Raw genomic sequence first — 20,142 nt, 5'->3', positions numbered from 1 at the left:
TTTTGCCGAGCTGCTCAGTGTGTTGAGCAGCTTAAGTAGTTTTCTTTTAATGCTCTCAGCACCTGGCTGCGGGTCACTACCGCTATCACCTTATCATTATCGACAACCGGATAGATTTTTGGCTTGTCCTGTTGCATCTGAGTCGCTAAATCCACCACTGTGGTGGTTTTGCTGACCGACAAAGTGTCCTTACGCATCAACTGACCAACCTGAGTGGCACCATCACAGAAATAGCTACTTTGTAGCAATGGCGCAAGCAATTGTTGTTCGGAAATAAAGCCGACCAGTTTACCATTACAGTCCTGGACCGGGGCGCCAAAAAGGGCAAATTTTTCTAGCTGTGCGATGGCCTGCGTGATTTCAGTATCAGGGGTGATCAGCGGAAATTGTGTGGACATGATGTCTGAGATAAATTGTTTAGCCATGGGGGTTCTCCTGTTAAGTGACAAACCCAGTATGGATAACTATCATCAATTTTTAAAATGGATTATTTGTATCAGAGTGATTGATTTTATGGATTGAATGCGCGGTTGGGCAACCGCGCATCACAGGGCATTATTTGATAAATGCAAAAGCGTCTGCGAACATGAACTCACGTTGCGCGCCATGATTGATGAAGTCGTCGCGCACTATGCCTATCATGTCAAAACGGCCTGCCATGTAGACACTGTATGGCTCAAGTGAGACGATGTCTTTCATGACCGCCTGGTGGACATAACCGGTATGGCCTTTCCATTGCTCTGATGCATGTTCAACTACAGGAATAAACTGAAAGTTTGCTTTGCTATTTGCCCATGCTTCCATGTCCGCCTTAGCATACAGCGCAGACTCTTCTTTAACACCCCAGTAGAATAGTACCGGCTGATCGTAGTTAATTTCAGCAAGGTGGTCTGCCATGGATTTAACGTACGAAAATCCTGTACCGCCTGCCAACAATACCAGGGGTCTTGCCTGTTCAGGGCGAACCTGAGAAACACCCAGGCCCACTTCCAAATCAACTTGCGTTTGGTTCGTGTGGGCGGCTTTTAAATGATCCAATGCTTGCATCGCATAAGAGTCGGCACCTGAAGCGCCAATATGCAGCTCGAGGGCATTTTTCTTCGATGGGCTGCTGGCGATTGAGAAGGCACGCTTGTCTTTTTCACCCAGTACTAATTGCAGGTAATGGCCAGCTGCAAATTCGGCATCCTGCTCCGGTGTTAAGACAACTTTAGAGACGTATTCGGTCAGTGGCGAAATCTCGGCCACTGTGGCTTTGAGTACTTGCATTTTTTACCTTAGAAAATAAGCACGGTGGTGAAAGTGTGTGCACTTTAGCACACTCAGGTTGACCCTGTAACCGCTTTCACACCAAGACAGACAGATTCCCAGTTAGCTTATCGTCGCATACCAGAAAAAAGTCTGTCGGATTCATTATGTCTTAATGATTTTCAGGCTATCCCAAATTTCATCAACGCGTTGTTTGGTTGCCTCGTCCATCACAATGGGCTCTCCCCATTCCCGATCGGTTTCACCCGGCCACTTGTTGGTGGCATCCATTCCCATTTTCGAGCCAAGGCCCGACACGGGTGATGCGAAGTCGAGGTAATCAATTGGCGTGTTCTCTATCATAGTGGTATCCCTGGCTGGATCCATGCGCGTGGTAATTGCCCAGATCACATCATTCCAGTCTCTGGCATTGACATCATCGTCACACACAATCACAAATTTGGTGTACATAAACTGGCGCAGAAACGACCACACCCCCAGCATCACGCGCTTGGCATGGCCTGGGTATTGTTTTTTCATAGTGACGACCGCCATTCGATACGAGCAGCCTTCTGGTGGCAGATAAAAATCGACAATTTCTGGAAATTGTTTTTGTAAAATCGGCACGAAGACTTCGTTGAGCGCAACCCCCAGGATGGCCGGTTCATCGGGTGGGCGGCCGGTGTAGGTGCTGTGGTATATGGGATCTTCGCGGTGTGTGATATGTGTCACTGTCATCACCGGGAAATCATCTACTTCATTGTAGTAGCCAGTATGGTCGCCATAAGGGCCTTCCGGCGCGGTTTCACCCGGCTGAATGTAGCCTTCCAGGATAATTTCAGCGGTGGCCGGGACATGTAGGTCATTGGAAATAGACTTGACTACTTCGGTTTTACTGCCGCGTAACAGGCCTGCAAAGGCGTATTCGCTCAAGGTGTCGGGGACCGGGGTAACGGCACCCAGAATAGTGGCAGGATCAGCACCCAGGGCAACAGACACAGGATATGGTTCTCCCGGATTTTGCTGGCACCACTCCCGGAAATCCAGTGCGCCGCCTCGGTGGGAGAGCCAGCGCATAATGATCTTGTTTTTTCCGATCAGCTGTTGGCGGTAAATGCCCAGGTTCTGGCGCTTTTTATGCGGTCCACGGGTGACGGTTAGCCCCCAGGTGATAAGCGGTGCTGCATCACCAGGCCAGCAATGCTGGATAGGGAGGCGGGTGAGATCGACCTCATCGCCACTCATTACTACTTGCTGACATGGGGCTTTTTTGAGCTCCTTCGTCGGCATATTCAGTACTTGCTTAAAGACCGGTATTTGCCCAAGTGCTTCTTTGATCCCCTTAGGTGGTTCAGGTTCTTTTAGAAATGCCAACAGCTTACCGACTTCGCGTAATTCACTGACGTCATCCTGGCCCATGCCCATTGCAACACGTTTGGGGGTGCCAAATAGATTAGCCAGTACTGGCATATCAAAGCCAATGGGGTTTTCAAACAGGATAGCCGGTCCACCGGCCCGTAATGTACGGTCGGCAATTTCAGTCATCTCCAGTTTTGTGGAGATGGGCTGGCTGACCCGTACCAGTTCGCCCTGCTTTTCCAGCAGAGCAATAAATTCTCTCAAATCTTTATATTTCATCATTAATTTGGGCTGCACAGACTTTATGGCGCTAGTATAACAAGTCGCCAGATGTAGAACAGAGATTTACGACTGGTTTGCCGGTTTGGTTTACTGGCAGGGGGAACTTAGGTGAAAAAGGGCATACTGTGGGTGTATCAAAGTTCTATTAGCGACTATTATGCTAACAGAGGAAATAATTGATTCGGCGCAATAGTCTGAACTGGGTATATATCTTTGCTTTTGGCTTTCAGTTATAGTCAGTTGCATTGCGCAGTATTTGTTTGGAGGCGGCTTGAAGATAACAACCATAATAGCCAGCTCATGTATTGCCATTCTGGCCTTGTTTTGCTCCGCTGCAAGTAGTTCAACCGTGCAGCCATTTTTGCCTGCGAGTGCGTTTGAGCAGCATAGTGCGGTGATGTTACTCATTGAGCCAAAAACCGGCAACATCGTTCAGGCGAATGAGGCCGCGGCGCGCTTTTATGGCTACTCTCAGGCCCGGCTGGAAACCATGCAGATCCAGCAGATCAATCAGTTTACACCCCAGCAGGTTGAGCAGGAGAGAATGTCTGCGCTCAGCGAAGGGCGCAATTATTTTATCTTTCAGCATCAGCTGGCCAGCCAGGAAATCAGAACCGTGAGTGTGTATTCTGCCCCTTTTAGCAATGAACAGGGTCAGCCACTGTTGTTGTCGGTGATCCAGGATATCAGTGCACAACGCAGTCTGGAGCGCGACTTATGGCATTACCAGTCTAACCTTGAGCAGCAAGTCGCCCTGCAAACTGCTGAGTTGAAAGAGGCGAATACGGTGCAGTTGATCTTGCTCGGCAGCGTGATTGCGATTCTTGGTGGTTCTATTTTAGTGCTGGTGTTATTTACCTTGCGCTTACGCCGCGCCAAACGCCGCACCGAACTACAGAAAAACCGCTTCAGTGCTATTTTTAATGCCATTGGTGATTATCTCATCTATACCAATTCGAGTAATGTGGTGGCCTCGGCCAATCAGGCTGCCCGGCGAGATTTAGGCAGCATTCAGGGGCGCCCAATGGCGCTTATTATGGAGGACTGTCGCTGCCTGGATAACCTGGGTGCTGAGCCTGTGGAATGTCAGGTTACGCTGGCGGGTAAACGGCGCGATGTTGAGATTAGTAAAACTCCAGTGCTGGATAATGCGGGCACGGAGACTGGATCGATTTATTTGATCCAGGACATCAGCAAGCGCCTTGCGGGCGAAAAAGAACAACGCCTGGCCAGCACGGTATTTTCGACAACCAGCGAAGGGGTATTGGTGTCGAATCGTGACAATCAGATCCAGATGGTGAATCAGGCTTTCACCGACATCACTGGCTTCTCGGCTGCAGAGGTACTGGGTAACACACCATCGATATTCAATTCAGGTCGGCACGATGCGGCCTATTTTGCTCAGTTGTATGATGCGCTAACCTCGCGTGGACACTGGGAAGGTGAGATCTGGAATAAACGCAAAAATGGTGAGGTTTATCCAAGCTGGTTGCAGGTGTCAGCGGTGTTTGATGCCGCGGGCGAAATCGATATGTATGTGGCATTGTTTAATGATATTACGTCACGTAAGCGCAATGAACAGCTGATGTGGCAGCAGGCCAACTTTGACAATCTTACCGGGCTGGCAAATCGTCACCATTATCACACTAAGTTTGATTTGGCGCTGGCACAAGCGAAACAAAAGCAAACTCGTCTGGCGGTGTGCTTTATCGATCTGGACCGCTTTAAAGCCGTGAATGATACGCTGGGACACCATATTGGCGACCAATTATTGATTGAAGCGGCCAACCGGATCCGAGAGTGTACCCGTAACTCGGATACCGTTGCGCGATTAGGTGGTGATGAATTTGCGCTGCTGTTGCCCGATATGGCGAAGATCAGTGACATGGAAAAACTGGCGACCAAGGTACTGCATGCGTTGAGTGAGCCGTTTTTTCTGGAAGGCCATGAAGCGTTTGTGTCTGGCAGTATGGGGATCACCTTCTATCCCGATGATGGCGCAGATCGCAAAGTGTTGCTCAGGAATGCCGACAGCGCCATGTATAAAGCAAAAGAGCATGGTCGTAATTGTTTTCAGTTCTTTACCTCTGCGATGCATGAGCATGCAAAAGCACGCAGTGCGCTGGAAGGGGCGTTACACCGCGCGCTGACAAATCGTGAGCTCTACCTGGCGTACCAGCCGATTGTCGGGCAAAAGCGACTGGGTTGTGAAGCCTTATTGCGATGGCACAATCCGCAGCTGGGATTGGTGTCGCCTGCTGACTTTATCCCTATCTGCGAGGAGCTGGGATTGATCATCACTATCGGTGAATGGGTGCTTTATCAGGCTTGTGCGCAGGCGAAGTCCTGGATCACACAAACGGGTCAGCCCTTGTTTGTTTCCGTGAATGTGTCGAGTACGCAGTTTAAGCGACAGGACATCGCCAGTCTGGTTGCTAAGGTACTCAAAGAAACCGGGTTAGCGGCCGATGCGCTGACATTAGAGATCACTGAAACCGTATTGGCGGACAACTCGGGCCATATTCAGCGTCAGCTGGAGACCTTGCGTGCAATGGGGGTTGGTCTGGCTATTGATGACTTCGGGACGGGTTATTCATCATTGAGCTATCTCAAACGTTTCCCGCTGTCAAAACTGAAAATTGATCGCGCATTTATTCGAGACTTGCCTGAGGACGAGGAAGACCGAGCCCTGGTGAGTGCCATTGTATCCATGGCCGGACAGCTTAACCTGACGGTGATTGCCGAGGGGGTTGAAACCCCGGCCCAGCTGGCGTTTTTACAGTCGCTCGGATGTGATTACACACAAGGCTTCCTGCATGCGAAACCCGCTGATGCGGCACAATTTGAAGCTTTTATTCATCGCTATGCAGAGCAGCCTGACGGAGAGGCTAAGCAGGTAACAGTGGCGCGCTAGCTAGTCACAGGCTTTGTTACCAGGACACAGCTCGCTGAGCAGTGTTTGTGCTTTGGGGTTGCCTTTTGTCGCGGCCTGACGCAGTAATTCGATTGCCCGCTTAGGATCTGCCTCTCCCCCTTCGCCACCAAGTAGCATGGTTGCGAGATTATACTGCCCCCAGTGATCATCCTGTTGCGCTGAAAGAGCAAAGGCCTCGCGTGCCTGCTGCAGTTCACCCATTTGATAGTGCGCTATGCCGCGTTGGTTGTCGGGCGAGAGCCGGTGTTTGGCTGTTGGTGTATGCAGGCGCGGTATCACTCTGGGCTTGACTATCCCACCCATGACATAAATGTCATTGGGGCGGTGGATGGCGTAGATCGCACCTTGCTCAAAATAGTGTGCCAGTTCAGTGCGGGGCCATTGCAGTGGCGTGGCATCAAAATAATTGTCCAGCATCAGGTTATCTAACTGAATTGCTCGTTTTACATCTCGTTTGCGACCATAAGTATATCGCCCTTGTTTGACGGTGATAATGTCGTCGGTCGTCGCCACAACCTGAGTGATCCGATATTGGGCCTGGTAGACTCGTTGCGTATCAAAGCGACCTAAATCAACCAAAATCAGGTCATCTGTTTTGGGCTCGAGTAACAGCCGCTGAAACTGCGCTGTTTGCTGAGCATGCTGGAGCCAAAAGTACCCGATAACGCTCAGTACAGTCGCAACCAGCAACGCATTTTTGAAGCGGATGAGAAAGCGGGTGATCAGGTCATGGGATGTAAACAGGCCTGCGGTGAGTTTATCCATGGGCATTCCTTGATTGGGATGAGGCACCGCCCAATTCAGTCCGGTGCCTGTGCGGAAATCACTTACTGAACAATGCCGGCATTATTTGCCTTGCATCGATGTTTTGCCATTAGCAGCCATTAAAGCAAAGACGGCATAGGCTGCGGTATTTTGCTTGAGTTTTTCCGGATCCACTTTATCCAGCGTATCGTCGGCTGTGTGATGATAATCAAAATAGTCTGTACCATCCTGGTGCAGGTCGAAAATGGGCGCTGATGTCATGTTATTTAACGGTATCAGGTCCGGACCGCCACGCGCGCGATTAGCACCAATATAGGTAATGCCGAGCGGCTTAAGCTGTTCCGCAATAGCACGTACCAGTGGCAGAGACGCTGCATTCACTTTTGACTCAAACGCATACACTACGTCAGCACCAAAGTCTGACTCAGCGGCGGCTACAATCTGCGCCAGTTTGTCTTCATGGCGTTTAAAGTAGGCTTTCGCACCCCACAATCCAAGCTCTTCCGCGGCAAACAGGACTACCCGAATACTGCGCTTGGGGCGAGTGACTGACGCAATGTGTTTGGCCGCAGCCATGGTCAGCGCCATACCAGCGCCGTCGTCCAATGCGCCGGTCCCAAGATCCCAAGAGTCGTGATGGCTGCCAAGCAGCACATATTGATCAGGAAACTCTGAACCGGTGATTTCGCCGATCACGTTAAAACTGGTTCCTTCGCCCAGATCTTCGGTCTGAATATTGATCTCAACCTGAGGCGTGTGGCCATGCTTGAGTAGACGCGCGATTTGGTCGGCGTCCGGATTCGCAATGGCGGTTGCGGGTATTTTTGTAACTTGCTCATCGTAGTGGCTGCCACCGGTGTGGGCAAAGCGATGATGGGCAGTACTGACGGAACGCATCATGTAAGCGATAGCCCCTTTTTTCGCCGCTTCTACAGCCCCCTTATTGCGTGCCTGAACCGCCGGGCCGTAGCCATTACCATCGATGTCCCGATTCATTCGGTAGTTGATGAAGGCAATTTTACCTTTCAGGCTGCCAACCGGTGCGGCTTTGAGTTCATCAAAAGTTTCAAACAGCACGACTTCACCACGTAACCCTTGTTGTGGGGTGCTGATACTGTTGCCCAGCGCCGTGATATGCAGGGGCTGCTCACTGGGCGCGATTAGTTTTGCCGATTCATGATAGCGTCGCCACTCAGGGAAGGTCGCGGCTTCCAGCCAGACTTTATCAAAGCCCAGGCGCTTAAACTGTTTCTCCGCCCAGGCCACGGTTAATTTATCGTTTTCTGTGCCGGGCAGGCGTGGGCCAATTTCTGTGGTGAGTGATTCCAGTAACTGCCAGCTTAAGTCGCTCTGACTTGCCAGCGTGCGCACTTTGGCGACGTCTTCGAGTTGTTTTTGTGTGAATTCATCAGCCTGACCCACAAAGCTGGCGGTTAACGCACAAAGTGGCAATAGCCAATGTCTGGCGGCGCTGGTTAGCCTGCCAAAAGGCGCAAAGCGTATTATCTGATCCATAGTAACCCTTGGTAATTTACATCGACAGAGATTGTCGCAACAATTGTTGTTAAATTAAACTGTTTCGGGGTGAATGGGCGTTTTTGCTTACTGAAGTGACGGCGCTATGGGGGATTTGCTAAACTTGGCGGATTGAATTCATCCGAGGTAATAGTGTGACTCAGTCGTTTAATCAAGTGTCGTTGACCCGGCACCTTCAAAGTGGTTTACAGCAAGCCGGTTTTACTACCATGACGCCCATTCAGGCGCAGGCATTGCCCGCCATTATTGCCCGCCAGGATGTGATTGCGCAGGCAAAAACAGGGTCGGGGAAAACACTGGCATTTAGCCTTGGCCTGCTGAATAAATTGGTGGTCGAAGAGCAGGTGATCCAGAGTTTAGTACTGGCGCCGACTCGAGAGCTGGCGCAGCAGGTGGCTACTGAGATCCGCAAGCTGGCGCGTAGTATGCAAAATATCAAAGTACTGACCGTATGTGGTGGTGAGCCTATCGGGCCCCAGATCAGCTCATTGGAGCATGGTGCGCACGTGGTGGTTGGCACCCCAGGGCGGATTGAAGAACATTTGTATAAAGGAACACTCGACCTGACCCAAGTGCAGACCTGGGTGTTGGATGAAGCCGATCAGATGTTGGCCATGGGGTTTGTCGAAGCGCTGGAAAATATCGCGATATATCTGCCACCAGAGCGCCAGACCTTGATGTTCAGTGCCACTTATCAGAAGGACATCGAAGCGCTGACACAGCAGTTCATGCGTGAACCTGTGATGGTGAAAGGAGAAGAAGAGACTCTCAACAGGCAGATTAAGCAGCAGTTTTTTGCACTCAAAAATAACAAGCTGAGATTGAATACTTTGCGACTGTTGCTCCAGCATTACAAACCCGTCAGTTGCATTGCTTTTTGTAACACCAAAGTGGAAACGAAAAAGCTGTACAGTGAGCTTAAGAGTAGTGGTGTCAACGTCGTGACCTTACATGGCGACCTGGATCAAGCTGAGCGGGTTCGTGCACTGATCCGCTTTGCCAATAAAAGTGCATCGGTATTGGTTGCCACGGATGTCGCTGCCCGGGGCCTGGATATTGAAGACGTTGATATGGTGATCAACTACCATATGGCGCTGGATCCGCAAACTCATGTACACCGGGTAGGTCGAACCGGGCGGGGTGGCAAAAAAGGCCTTGCGTGCTCCTTGTACGGTGAAAACGAGGCGTTTAAAGTCGCTAAATTGGGCGAAATTTATGAGCACACCTTTGAGCCGGCAACTCCTCCGCCACTGAGCCTGCTCGACAAACCTGTGTTTAAGCCTCCTATGGTGACTTTGCAGGTTGATGGCGGTAAAAAAGATAAACTTCGTGCGGGTGATATTGTCGGTTGTCTGACTTCTGAGCAGGGGATAGGTGCAAGTCTGATCGGTAATATCGATGTGTTGGATCATCAGGCATTTGTCGCGGTAGCCAGAGAAGGGGTCAAGCCTGCGCTGAGGAAGTTACAGGAGAGCAAGCTAAAGGGGCGTAAATTTAAAGCCAAGCGAATGAGCCTGTAGGGTTATCAATGCACATTAAGCGAAGGGAAATCTGTCGATAATAGGGTTAAAAATCGCTAATTTAGCCGGGCTAAATCGCTAAATAATTGCTGTGTTATCGCGAAGATTTTTCCGTTTTATGCGAGTTGCTTGAGTTTTCTACTTTCGCATAGTGTTTGAGTTGCTCGTATTCGTACTGAAGCTGCTGAAACTCGGAGTTGTTACCTTGTTGATCCGGGTGGGCTGCAAATGCCAGTGTGCGCCAGCGCTTACTGAGTTGGCGCCGGCAATATGGGGTCGGCAGCTGCCATTTTTTAATTAACTCGGCGTGTTGTTGCGGTGCCAGTTGCGGTAATTTGAGGTAGCGTTGCCAGAACTGATCGAGTAACGCAATCACGTCGTCCTTGCTGGTATCATAATTGCGCCAATCTAAATAATAATCTCTGAGCGGATCCTGTGTTTGCAAAGCTGATTTGGCAGGTTGCTCAGTCAGGCGGATATCCATGGCCTCTACCTGAAGGTGGTAACCTTGTTCCGCACCCTCGTGCTGTAGCTGATACAGTGCGTTCATCAACAAAAAGTTACGTTTAAAAAGGTCCTTGTCCGGATCATTATCTAGTTTCGGCAATCCGATTTCAGCATCCAGCGCGGCGGCCAATCGATGCAATTGGGTTGCGCGTTCACGGGTGATTATTCTAAAAGTGGCATCAAGGAGGGGGTTCAACATTGTTCCGCCTGTAAACATAGTGTATCTTCTTTGTTCAATTCTTATTTTTTAACACGTCTATTGCAAGTAATACGGGGCAGACAGGGATGATTAAGGGGTTTAAGTGGGCTGTGGCCACTGTGTTACTGGTGGGGATCTGGTCGGCGCAAGGCCGTGCTGAGTCTACTGCCAAACCTGCGATTACATCACAAATTGAGGCCTTATCAGACCTGTCCAGCTGGCAGGAGCAGGTACTCAGTGCCGAACGATTGCTACAGGTCACTGAATTAAGTCCGCAGCAACGTGCGGCGACCCTTAAGGCCATAGGTAAAATTGCACTCGAAAGCATGCGCTATGAGATGGCGATCCGTTATTTTGAGCAACTGGAATCTTTTAGTCGTGATGAGCGTTTGTCTGACAGTTTGTATCATGCACTTAAGATGCAGGGGATCAGTGCGTTTTATCAGGGAGATTACGCTGCATCTGTGGTCGATTATCAGCAGGCACTCGCAGTTGCTGAACAAAGAGATAACCCCATTGAGCGCGCAGACATCCACAATAATCTGGGCATGTCATTTATTCAGATCCATGATTTAGAAGCCTCACTGGAACAGTATCTGGCAGCATATATGCTGTATGAACAGCATGGAAATGAGCAGGATAGGGCTGATATGCTGCTGAATCTTGCCGGCGTTTATATTCGCCAATTTCGCTACGATAAAGCAGAAGAGTTACTCAAGCGTGCCAGGACGTTATTTGAGCGGCTTGAAGATCATTATGGTGTGGCTTTAGTACAGGGTAATCTGGGGGTCATTTACACCGAATCAAATCGTCCTGAATTGGCCCGTGGTGCGGTTAAAGCTGCTGTTGATTACTACCACAGTATCAATGATACGCGTCATCTGGCATTTGAATATGTCAATATGGCGAAACTGAGCCTGCTGGTCCGTGATTACACGACAGCAGAGCAGGAGGTCAATTTTGCCATGTATTACGCTGAAAAAGCCGACAATCAGGCTGGCGTAATGCATGCCTTACATCCGATGGCCAGGTTGCAGCTGATGCGCAATGATATCGCCGGTGCAAAAGCCAGCATTGATCAAGGGTTAATGCTGACTCGCAAACTGGGAGATAGGCTCAGGGAACGTGAGTTTTTACACTTGCTGGCGCTGGTTCAGGCGGCAACAGGCAAGATGCAGTCTGCGGCTGAAACGCTCGATTACTATCGGGACTTGCAATTCTCGTTGCTCAATGAGGGGCTTATTACACGTCTTAATAAGTACCAGAGTAAGTTTGAAGAAAGTCAGTTAAGCCAGGAGCTTGCTAAAATGAAGCAAGCGCAGGAGCTACAGCAACTGCAAGATGAACAACGTAATCAACTATTGTGGATGAGTGGGCTGATCTTATGTCTGGCGCTGATCTCCGTGTTTGCTTTTTATCATCGCGCGACCGAGCGACGGGCAAAAATTGAGCTTAGTAAAAAAGTGGCACAGCGAACGGCACAGTTGCAGCAAAGCGCCGATGAGCTGCGTAATGCAAACCAGGTAAAAAGTCAGTTTTTAGCCAATATCAGCCATGAAATTCGCACCCCGCTGACTGCAATTTTGGGCCATGCCGAAAGCTTGCAGCAGGATTACACGCACGACGCCCATCTTATGTCGTCATTGGCCGTTGTGACGCGACAGGGCAATCATCTCAAAGACCTCATTAGCGATGTACTGGACCTGAGCAAAATAGAGGCACAGCGACTGGAGCTGGAGTACACCGAATTTACCATAGAGAATTTATTGGCAGATGTCTGCGATATGTTTCAGCGTCCTTGTATGGAAAAGTCACTTGCCTTGTTAGTCGAAAATGAGTTGCCTGTCCCCTATTTGGTTCGGCTTGACTATGTGCGCCTGAAACAGATCTTAATAAACTTACTCAGCAATGCGGTTAAGTTTACGCAGCATGGGCAGGTAGAGCTGATTATTCGGCAATATGAAGATGGTCTCACCTTTCTTGTCCGGGACAGTGGCATTGGCATGTCACCGTCGCAGGTGGCCAGGATTTTTGAGTGTTTCCAGCAAGGAGATAACAGTATTACGCGTCGGTTTGGCGGCTCCGGATTAGGGCTTAGCCTGTCACAGCATTTGGCTAAGATGATGGGGGGGGAGATTTCGGTACATAGTGAAGTCGAGAAAGGGAGCCAGTTTAAGTTGGTTGTCCCTTGTGCCCGGCTGAGTCACACCAATGGAATAGAGTGCCTTAATGAGGCGCAGCCCGCCCTCAATCAGGAACCAGGTACACGCTTGTCCGGCACGGTATTGCTGGCGGAAGATCATGATGATAACCGTGCTTTGATCGTTCGTTTACTGGAAAAAATGGGCCTGGAAGTGGATGCCGTCAGTAACGGAAGGCAAGCTGTAGAACGCTGTCTCAGTGCTTATCCTGATGTAGTGTTGATGGACATTCAGATGCCAGAAATGGATGGCCTTGAAGCATTGCAACTATTGCGTCAGGCTGGCTTTGAGGGTGAGGTCTATGCACTGACGGCAAACGTGATGGAGCATGAAATTAAAGGTTACCTGGCTCAGGGGTTCAGTGGTCATCTCAGTAAACCGATCAACAGTGATGTGCTATATCAAACGCTTGCTCAGTCCTTGCAGCGCACCAATGCGGCTCAGGCACTGGACTTGTCGATAGACATGAGCGATCTCAAACAGAGTTTTGCACAGACCCTGGAGCAGGAAAGGTATAAGCTGATCGATTTATGGCAAGAGCAGGATTGGCAGGCATTACAGCATCACTGCCATAAATTAAACGGGGCGGCGAGTATGTTCGAGTTTGTGCATATTGCAGATATTGCCTCACAGTTTGAAGCGGCGTTGAAGCAAGAGCAAACTGCGCTTTATCAGGATTTGTTTCTGATCCTGTGTGATGAACTCAAAGTGTGCAGTTACTCAGAACAGCTCGATGTCTCCTAATTTACTGTGTTCCTCAGCTTGGGGGCTGTGGGGCTTATTGGAGACTGCGTTAGTATCAACATTGCTGTTATAGCGACTGGTGTCGGTCCTGTGAGACATGTCAGGATGTGGTCGCTCTGCGGTAAACATAGATAACTTTTCATGAATACATGCGGCCAGGTTGATCAGATCACTGCTCGATACAGCCTGAATTTTTGACGCGGACAGCGCATCTGAATTGAGTTCAACCATAGACTCAATGCTGGATTGCGCTTCATCAGAGACGGTTTTCTGTTGGCTCACCTGGTCATGGATGCTGTGCGACATAGCATTAATATCAATCATAGCCCGTTCAATCTGATCGACCTCTTTCGTTGAGGCTTCTGACAAACTAACCGTTTTATCGGTTTCTTCCAGTGCGGTTAACATCAGAGCATGTGCACTGTCTGTACCTGCCTGGATCTTGTTGACCATGTTGCGTACTTCTTGCGTCGATTGGCTGGTGCGAGCTGCAAGGCTGCGCACTTCGTCGGCTACTACGGCAAACCCTCGACCTTGTTCACCCGCTCTTGCGGCCTCAATAGCGGCATTCAGTGCTAACAAGTTGGTTTGATCTGCAATGGCATTAATCACATCAATGACGGAGCTAATGGCATCGCTGTCTGTTTTTAGTATCGCTATTTGTTCGCTGGTCGCCTGAATATTGCTTGCCAGCGTCATCAGGCTTTGTTGGCTTTTGTCAGTATCCACTCGGGTTTTTTTGACTGCCTGCGTGGCATTTTCAACGGAGCTGTAGATTTTCTCCAGGCTGTCATCCAGCTCTCTTGAAACTGTCAACATATGGTTGATGGCTGTGGCCAGGTCTTCTCCATGTGCATGTTGAATGGTGGCTTTTTGTGTCATGGAGGCATAGGTATCACGTAGGCTATCGGCCATGGGGGTCAGTCGCGATGAAGAGGCATAGACTTCTCCAATAATGTGTTCCATCATCGCCATACTGGCGTTTATGGCTAGGCAAGCTTTGGGGAGTGATTTGTCTTTTTCGTCAAAGCGAAAAGTCAGGTCAATCGTGTCCTGGTGATGAAGCGCACTGACAAAACTTTGCAGGTAGGCGCCCTTTTCTTGCTTCTTGTCTACCCAGAGTGTGATCACAACAGATGAAATCAGCATCATGACAATCAGTGAGGCGGTGGCTATTAGAGGTAGGGAGAATATGGCTGCACAGACCAGCACGGCAGCTATGTTCACCGCAGTCACGGCCATGGCACTGGCTACTAAACGCATTGAAGTGTTCTTCCTTATCAGGCTTACTAAATAACACGTGTCGTAATGCAATTGCAGGCCCTGGTTGAGAGCCGTGCGGTCGGGAGAGGAGCCTTTCCCTGACATACAAACATGTGTCTTTGTACACTTCCTAATATATAGAACACCAATCAGAGAGTTCCAAGCTATGACGCCATAAAAAAAGCCTGCATAAGCAGGCTTTTTCTGAAGTGGAGGGTTATTTTCGCTTCATCGAGTCAAAGAACTCGTTGTTGGTTTTGCACATTGAAAGCTTATCGATCAGGAACTCCATTGCATCGATTTCGCTCATTTCATGAACAATCTTGCGTAAAATCCACATCTTTTGCAGCTCATCTGGCTTAGTGAGTAGCTCTTCACGACGGGTACCTGAGCGGTTAAAGTCGATCGCCGGGAAGACACGCTTTTCAGCGATCTTACGGTTTAAGTGCAATTCCATGTTACCGGTGCCCTTAAACTCTTCGTAAATGACTTCATCCATCTTAGAGCCTGTATCAATCAGGGCAGTAGCGATAATAGTCAGGCTGCCACCTTCTTCTACATTACGTGCAGCACCGAAAAAGCGCTTCGGCTTGTGCAGTGCGTTGGCATCAACACCACCTGTCAGGACTTTACCTGAAGATGGGATGACTGTGTTGTAGGCGCGTGCAAGACGGGTGATTGAGTCCAACAGAATGATGACGTCTTTCTTGTGCTCGACTAAACGTTTCGCCTTTTCAATGACCATTTCTGCAACCTGTACGTGGCGGCTTGCTGGTTCATCGAAGGTTGAGGCGACTACTTCACCCTGCACCAGGCGCTGCATTTCTGTTACTTCTTCCGGACGCTCATCGATCAGCAATACCATGAGTGTTGCATCTGGGTTGTTGTAAGAAATAGACTGCGCAATGTTTTGTAGCAGCATGGTTTTACCGGCTTTAGGTGGCGCAACAATCAATGCACGTTGACCTTTACCGATCGGAGAAGCCAGATCCAGAACACGCGCAGTGATATCTTCTGTACTACCGTTACCACGTTCCATCACCATACGTTCGTTGGCATGGATAGGTGTTAGGTTTTCAAACAGGATTTTAGTTCTGGAATTTTCTGGCTTATCAAAGTTAACTTCATTCACTTTCAGCAGTGCGAAGTAGCGCTCACCATCTTTAGGTGGGCGGATCAGACCGCTGATACTGTCACCGGTACGTAGGCTAAAGCGTCTGATCTGACTTGGCGAAACATAAATGTCATCCGGGCCTGCCAGATAGGAGGCTTCCGATGAGCGTAAAAAGCCGAAGCCATCCTGAAGAATTTCCAGCACGCCGCCACCATAAATGTTTTCGCCGCTTTTCGCGTGCGCTTTCAAGATGGCGAAGATGATGTCTTGTTTTCTCAGACGGGCGACGTTTTCGAGTCCCATAGACTCGGCAAGTTTTACAAGCTCATTGATTGACTTGTCTTTCAGTTCGCGTAAATGCATATTGGTGGGTTCTTTATTTAAAAGTTGTTCTCTCGTGGTACGAGGGATTGAATTGAAATTGCTTAAGGTTAGTGGCTCTATAAGTTAGCAGCTAGGGGAGCAGTCGTCCAGTCTTTATACAAATTTAATCAGGTAGTGCTAACACAGCACTACCTGTTACATTCAGACTGTGACTTATCAGCGACCAGCTTACGCTGATGCTGGTAATAAGTGTTCAGTTAGATGTTGTTCTCAAGGAACTCGATCAGTTGTGTTTTAGACAACGCACCAACTTTAGTGGCTGCAACGGCACCGTCTTTGAATAGCAGCAGAGTTGGGATACCACGGATACCAAATTTAGGTGGTGTTAGTGAGTTTTGATCGATGTTGAGCTTAGCTACAGTTGCGCGACCTTCGAACTCGTCTGCAATTTCGTCCAGGATAGGTGCAATCATTTTACATGGACCACACCATTCAGCCCAGAAATCTACCAGTACAGGGGTATCCGACTTAAGCACGTCTGCTTCGAAGCTGTCATCAGTTAATTGAATAATTTTGTCGCTCATTGCGCTCTCCGTTAGAATTAGGTCAATTATTTAATGCGTATTTAAACACTCTTGTTTCTTATTGCAAGTTTAAACGTTATGCTTAATCGCTATGACTAAGACACATTTGACCAATAAAAAATTTATCGACTTTGCTTTAGCGCCGGAAGTGGTCGCCGGTTTGACAGCGAGTGGCTTCGAATACTGTACGCCAATCCAAGCAAAGTGCATGCCCTACATTAGTGAGGGCAGAGACATTGCCGGTCAGGCTCAGACAGGTACAGGTAAAACGCTGGCGTTTTTAACTGCGACTTGTCACAGGCTGATGCAAAGCCAATCTGACGCTCAGGTTGCCGGTCAGCCACGGGCATTGATTATGGCACCGACACGAGAGCTTGCGATCCAAATCCACAAAGACGCACAAATCATGGCGCCGGCGTGTGGGTTAAAGCTTGGTTTAGTATATGGTGGCGAAGAATACGAAAAACAACGGTCACAACTAGAAAAAGGGGTGGATATCCTCATTGGTACGACCGGACGCCTGATCGATTTCTATAAACAAGGTGCCTATAACCTTAATAATATTGAAGTTGTTGTACTAGATGAAGCAGACCGAATGTTTGATTTGGGCTTTATCAAAGATATTCGTTATATGTTTAATCGCATGCCGGATACACAACAACGTCTGAATCTGCTGTTTTCTGCAACTCTGTCTTATCGTGTTCAGGAGCTAGCTTTTGAACATATGCACAATCCGATTCATGTACAAATTGAACCGGATGTTAAAACAGGCAAACGGATCAAAGAAGAGTTGTTCCATCCCTCGCAAGAGGACAAAATTCCTTTACTCCTTACCTTGATTGAGGAAGAGTGGCCAGACAAGGCGATTGTATTTGCCAATACAAAGCACAGTTGTGAAAACGTGTATGAGTGGCTGAAAAATGATGGGCATCGGGTTGGATTGTTAACCGGTGACGTTAATCAGAAGAAGCGTTTGTCGATTTTGTCTAAATTCACTAAGGGCGAATTAGACCTGCTGGTTGCAACGGATGTTGCCGCGCGAGGTTTGCATATTCCTGAGGTGAGTCATGTACTCAATTTTGATTTGCCAGACGACTGTGAAGATTATGTGCATCGCATTGGCCGTACTGGCCGAGCAGGCGCGTCAGGGCATGCAATAAGTTTTGCCTGTGAGCAATATGCATATAACTTACATGAGATTGAAGAATACATTGACCATGCAATTCCGGTTTCACACTACGATAAGTCAGCTCTGCTCGACGATATTAAAGCGCCAGCCAGACAACAAAGGCGCAGAAATACGTCCGGTCAGCGCGGTAATCGCAGCGGTAATAACCGTCGACAAGGTAGTTACCAAAAATCGCGCCCGCGCAATTAATTGGGCGTTTTGGTAGAGGTAGATAGAGGTTAGTAAGCGTGGTTCAGAGATCTCCACATGAAAATGTGTATGCGGTGATTGATTTAGGATCAAACAGCTTCCATATGTTGATCGCAAAACATATGGCCGGTGGCGTGCATACAATTGGTCGGGTCAAACGTAAAGTAAGGCTGGCAGCAGGCCTGGATGAGCAAAATTTGCTGAGTGAAGAAGCGATGCAGCGAGGGTGGGAATGTTTATCCTTGTTCGCTGAACGACTTCAGGATATCCCGGCTAACAATATACGTATTGTGGCCACCGCAACCTTGCGCCTGGCAACCAACGCTGATGTCTTTAAGAATAAAGCTGAGCAAATTCTGGGTCACTCTATTTCTATTATTAGTGGGGAAGAAGAGGCCCGGTCTATATACAAGGGCGTCGCACATACCTCAGCTTGCCAGGGTCGACAGCTTGTTGTTGATATCGGTGGCGCGAGCACCGAAATTGTCATTGGTCAGGGCTTTGAAGCACAGCTGTACCATAGCCTGAATATGGGATGTGTCACCTATTTAGAGCGCTATTTTTCAGATGGTACACTGAGCGAGGCCAATTTCTCTGCAGCAACGGCTGCAGCACACGAGGTTGTTGCTCCTTATGCTGCTCAATATAAGTCGTCTGGCTGGGAGCTTGCCATTGGCGCATCTGGAACAGTCCAGGCGATTCAGGAAATTTTTGCGGCGCAGGGCCTGGATGAGATGCTGACGCTGGATAAGCTTCAGGCAATTCGTGCGCAAGCCATTCAGTTTGAAAATATAGAGCAGCTTGAGTTGCCCGGCCTGAGTGAAGAACGCCGTTTGGTGTTTGTTTCTGGGCTGGCAATTTTAATTGCGCTATTTGAAGCATTAAAGATTGAACGAATGGGCCTTGCAGGCGGTGCACTGCGTGAAGGCATTCTATACAGTATGATTGATCAGTTGAACCAGGCTGATATTCGTAAACGCACACTCGATGGCTTTATGTCCCGGTATCATGTTGATGCCGGACAAGCGGCTCGTGTGTTTGATATATGCAAAATTTTTCTACAGCAATTGAAAGCACCAATGCAGTTTGATTTTCAAAGCGCCTGTAGTTTATTGAGTGCCGCTGCATCTATGCACGAGATTGGTCTGGTCATTGACTATAAGTCTTATCATCTGCACAGTGCGTACATTTTAAAACATACTGGTATGCCGGGATATTCCCGAGTACAAAAGCAGATGGTGGTAACTTTAGTAGGTAACCACCGACTCGACGTAGAAGAAGATACCTTTCTTCAGTTTGGTCATCATCAGGGATTCATTGAGTTACTTGTCAGGATCTTCCGGGTTGCGGTTATCTTATCTATGCGCCGTCAGGATGATGTCCTGCCAGATCTATACATCACAGCGACTGAACCTGAAACGCTTACCCTGACTTTGCCTGATGAGTGGCTGCACGAGCACCCTTTGATGCGCAGCGAATTAGAGTTAGAAGCTGGGTATCAGGAAAAAGCCGGCTGGATATTGAAAATTGAGCGCGATTAAGCGCTCTTTTTGTACAATAAAGGCCTAAAAAAGCGCGTTTTGTTTGAATCTTGTTCGAACGCGCTGTTTTTCTCACTTTTCTTCAAAAAAGGGGTTGCGCTGGGTTTCGATTTCCCTATAATGCGCATCCACCGACACGGGGCACAACGCTGAAAAGCAACGAGCCAACGAGTTGGGAGTCAAATAAAACTTGATTCTGAAACTTTTCAAAATTAAGTGTTGACATAAAATGGGAAGTGATTAGAATGCACAACCCTCAGCGCTAACAGCGCGGCGACATTAAGTCGCACCGTTCTTTAAAAATATGAAGCAATCATCTGTGTGGGCACTCGTACAGATTGAGTTCTAACAGCGGATTTCAGTTTTACTGAATGACGCACAAAAATTTAGAGTCTCAATTGAACTGAGTGACCAACGGAAACAAGTTTACTTGTTTCAGCACAGTCAATTCGATATCTCATCTTTTATAGGTGGGAAATCAAAATCAGAATTCAATGAGCACGAAACTTCGGTTTCAAAAAACTTTTAATTGAAGAGTTTGATCATGGCTCAGATTGAACGCTGGCGGCAGGCCTAACACATGCAAGTCGAGCGGTAACATTTCTAGCTTGCTAGAAGATGACGAGCGGCGGACGGGTGAGT

Annotated in this window: 14 protein-coding genes and 1 rRNA gene; 6 read left to right on the top strand and 9 right to left on the bottom strand. The window is 48.6% G+C overall.

From position 1 onward, the window contains the following. Positions 1-14 precede the first annotated feature (14 nt). From IY568_RS17995 to ubiD, 3 genes are all read right to left on the bottom strand, one after another. Positions 15-425, bottom strand: a complete 411-nt coding sequence (locus tag IY568_RS17995; protein WP_194868311.1) for a CBS domain-containing protein — start codon at positions 423-425, stop codon at positions 15-17. A gap of 130 nt (positions 426-555) precedes the next feature. After that, positions 556-1,269: an NAD(P)H-flavin reductase gene (gene fre / locus IY568_RS17990; RefSeq protein ID WP_125564131.1), complete on the bottom strand. Its 714-nt coding sequence runs from the start codon at positions 1,267-1,269 to the stop codon at positions 556-558. Positions 1,270-1,413: 144 nt separating this feature from the next. Then, on the bottom strand, positions 1,414-2,886 hold the full coding sequence (gene ubiD, locus IY568_RS17985; protein ID WP_194868350.1) for a 4-hydroxy-3-polyprenylbenzoate decarboxylase: 1,473 nt from the start codon (positions 2,884-2,886) through the stop codon (positions 1,414-1,416). Positions 2,887-3,160: 274 nt separating this feature from the next. Here ubiD and IY568_RS17980 point away from each other — a divergent pair, with 274 nt between their 5' ends. Beyond that, positions 3,161-5,803 (top strand): EAL domain-containing protein, encoded by a 2,643-nt coding sequence (locus IY568_RS17980; protein WP_194868310.1) that lies wholly within the window; start codon positions 3,161-3,163, stop codon positions 5,801-5,803. On the opposite strand, the gene IY568_RS17975 is transcribed toward IY568_RS17980, so the two are convergent. Continuing rightward, complete coding sequence (locus IY568_RS17975; RefSeq protein WP_194868309.1) at positions 5,804-6,589, bottom strand: tetratricopeptide repeat protein; 786 nt, start codon at positions 6,587-6,589, stop codon at positions 5,804-5,806. Positions 6,590-6,670: 81 nt separating this feature from the next. Next, entirely contained in the window at positions 6,671-8,104 is a 1,434-nt protein-coding gene (locus IY568_RS17970) for a M28 family peptidase (protein ID WP_228553433.1), read from the bottom strand. 155 nt (positions 8,105-8,259) lie between these two features. On the opposite strand from IY568_RS17970, the gene dbpA reads away from it, so the two are divergent. Continuing rightward, positions 8,260-9,645: an ATP-dependent RNA helicase DbpA gene (gene dbpA / locus IY568_RS17965; protein WP_194868308.1), complete on the top strand. Its 1,386-nt coding sequence runs from the start codon at positions 8,260-8,262 to the stop codon at positions 9,643-9,645. A gap of 94 nt (positions 9,646-9,739) precedes the next feature. Here the strand turns inward: dbpA and IY568_RS17960 are convergent, their stop codons facing one another. Continuing rightward, the gene (locus IY568_RS17960) at positions 9,740-10,351 is read right to left on the bottom strand and encodes a DNA-J related domain-containing protein (protein WP_194868307.1); all 612 of its coding nucleotides are present in this window, start codon (positions 10,349-10,351) and stop codon (positions 9,740-9,742) included. Between the two features lie 86 nt (positions 10,352-10,437). Here IY568_RS17960 and IY568_RS17955 point away from each other — a divergent pair, with 86 nt between their 5' ends. Next, a complete protein-coding gene (locus IY568_RS17955; protein WP_194868306.1) occupies positions 10,438-13,296 on the top strand; it encodes an ATP-binding protein in 2,859 nt (952 codons plus the stop codon). Here IY568_RS17955 and IY568_RS17950 read toward each other — a convergent pair. The 3 genes from IY568_RS17950 to trxA form a co-directional block, all read right to left on the bottom strand. Next, positions 13,273-14,559 carry a methyl-accepting chemotaxis protein gene (locus tag IY568_RS17950; RefSeq protein ID WP_138538798.1) on the bottom strand — a complete coding sequence of 429 codons (1,287 nt, stop codon included), beginning with the start codon at positions 14,557-14,559 and terminating at the stop codon, positions 13,273-13,275. The genes IY568_RS17955 and IY568_RS17950 overlap by 24 nt on opposite strands. Before the next feature lie 217 nt (positions 14,560-14,776). Beyond that, positions 14,777-16,036, bottom strand: a complete 1,260-nt coding sequence (gene rho / locus IY568_RS17945) for a transcription termination factor Rho (RefSeq protein WP_010387091.1) — start codon at positions 16,034-16,036, stop codon at positions 14,777-14,779. 218 nt (positions 16,037-16,254) lie between these two features. Further along, positions 16,255-16,581: a thioredoxin TrxA gene (gene trxA, locus IY568_RS17940; RefSeq protein WP_010387092.1), complete on the bottom strand. Its 327-nt coding sequence runs from the start codon at positions 16,579-16,581 to the stop codon at positions 16,255-16,257. Positions 16,582-16,672: 91 nt separating this feature from the next. Here trxA and rhlB point away from each other — a divergent pair, with 91 nt between their 5' ends. The 3 genes from rhlB to IY568_RS17925 form a co-directional block, all read left to right on the top strand. Next, a complete protein-coding gene (gene rhlB, locus IY568_RS17935) occupies positions 16,673-17,959 on the top strand; it encodes an ATP-dependent RNA helicase RhlB (RefSeq protein ID WP_010387093.1) in 1,287 nt (428 codons plus the stop codon). A 38-nt stretch (positions 17,960-17,997) separates the two neighbouring features. Continuing rightward, positions 17,998-19,500: a guanosine-5'-triphosphate,3'-diphosphate diphosphatase gene (gene gppA, locus IY568_RS17930; protein ID WP_125564119.1), complete on the top strand. Its 1,503-nt coding sequence runs from the start codon at positions 17,998-18,000 to the stop codon at positions 19,498-19,500. A gap of 526 nt (positions 19,501-20,026) precedes the next feature. Further along, a 16S ribosomal RNA gene (locus IY568_RS17925) occupies positions 20,027-20,142 on the top strand; the annotation flags it as partial.

Source organism: Pseudoalteromonas sp. PPB1 (genome assembly GCF_015356275.1).
GTDB lineage: Bacteria > Pseudomonadota > Gammaproteobacteria > Enterobacterales > Alteromonadaceae > Pseudoalteromonas > Pseudoalteromonas rubra_D.
The sequence above is the reverse complement of the archived record's forward strand: the minus strand, read 5'-3'. Positions and strand labels throughout refer to the sequence as shown.

Coding starts and splice junctions, on each gene's coding strand:
- IY568_RS17950 (WP_138538798.1), bottom strand. CDS start 14,559: ATGCGTTTAGTAGCCAGTGCCATGGCCGTGACTGCGGTGAACATAGCT.
- IY568_RS17955 (WP_194868306.1), top strand. CDS start 10,438: ATGATTAAGGGGTTTAAGTGGGCTGTGGCCACTGTGTTACTGGTGGGG.
- IY568_RS17970 (WP_228553433.1), bottom strand. CDS start 8,104: ATGGATCAGATAATACGCTTTGCGCCTTTTGGCAGGCTAACCAGCGCC.
- rhlB (WP_010387093.1), top strand. CDS start 16,673: ATGACTAAGACACATTTGACCAATAAAAAATTTATCGACTTTGCTTTA.
- rho (WP_010387091.1), bottom strand. CDS start 16,036: ATGCATTTACGCGAACTGAAAGACAAGTCAATCAATGAGCTTGTAAAA.
- ubiD (WP_194868350.1), bottom strand. CDS start 2,886: ATGAAATATAAAGATTTGAGAGAATTTATTGCTCTGCTGGAAAAGCAG.
- trxA (WP_010387092.1), bottom strand. CDS start 16,581: ATGAGCGACAAAATTATTCAATTAACTGATGACAGCTTCGAAGCAGAC.
- IY568_RS17960 (WP_194868307.1), bottom strand. CDS start 10,351: ATGTTGAACCCCCTCCTTGATGCCACTTTTAGAATAATCACCCGTGAA.
- IY568_RS17995 (WP_194868311.1), bottom strand. CDS start 425: ATGGCTAAACAATTTATCTCAGACATCATGTCCACACAATTTCCGCTG.
- IY568_RS17975 (WP_194868309.1), bottom strand. CDS start 6,589: ATGGATAAACTCACCGCAGGCCTGTTTACATCCCATGACCTGATCACC.
- fre (WP_125564131.1), bottom strand. CDS start 1,269: ATGCAAGTACTCAAAGCCACAGTGGCCGAGATTTCGCCACTGACCGAA.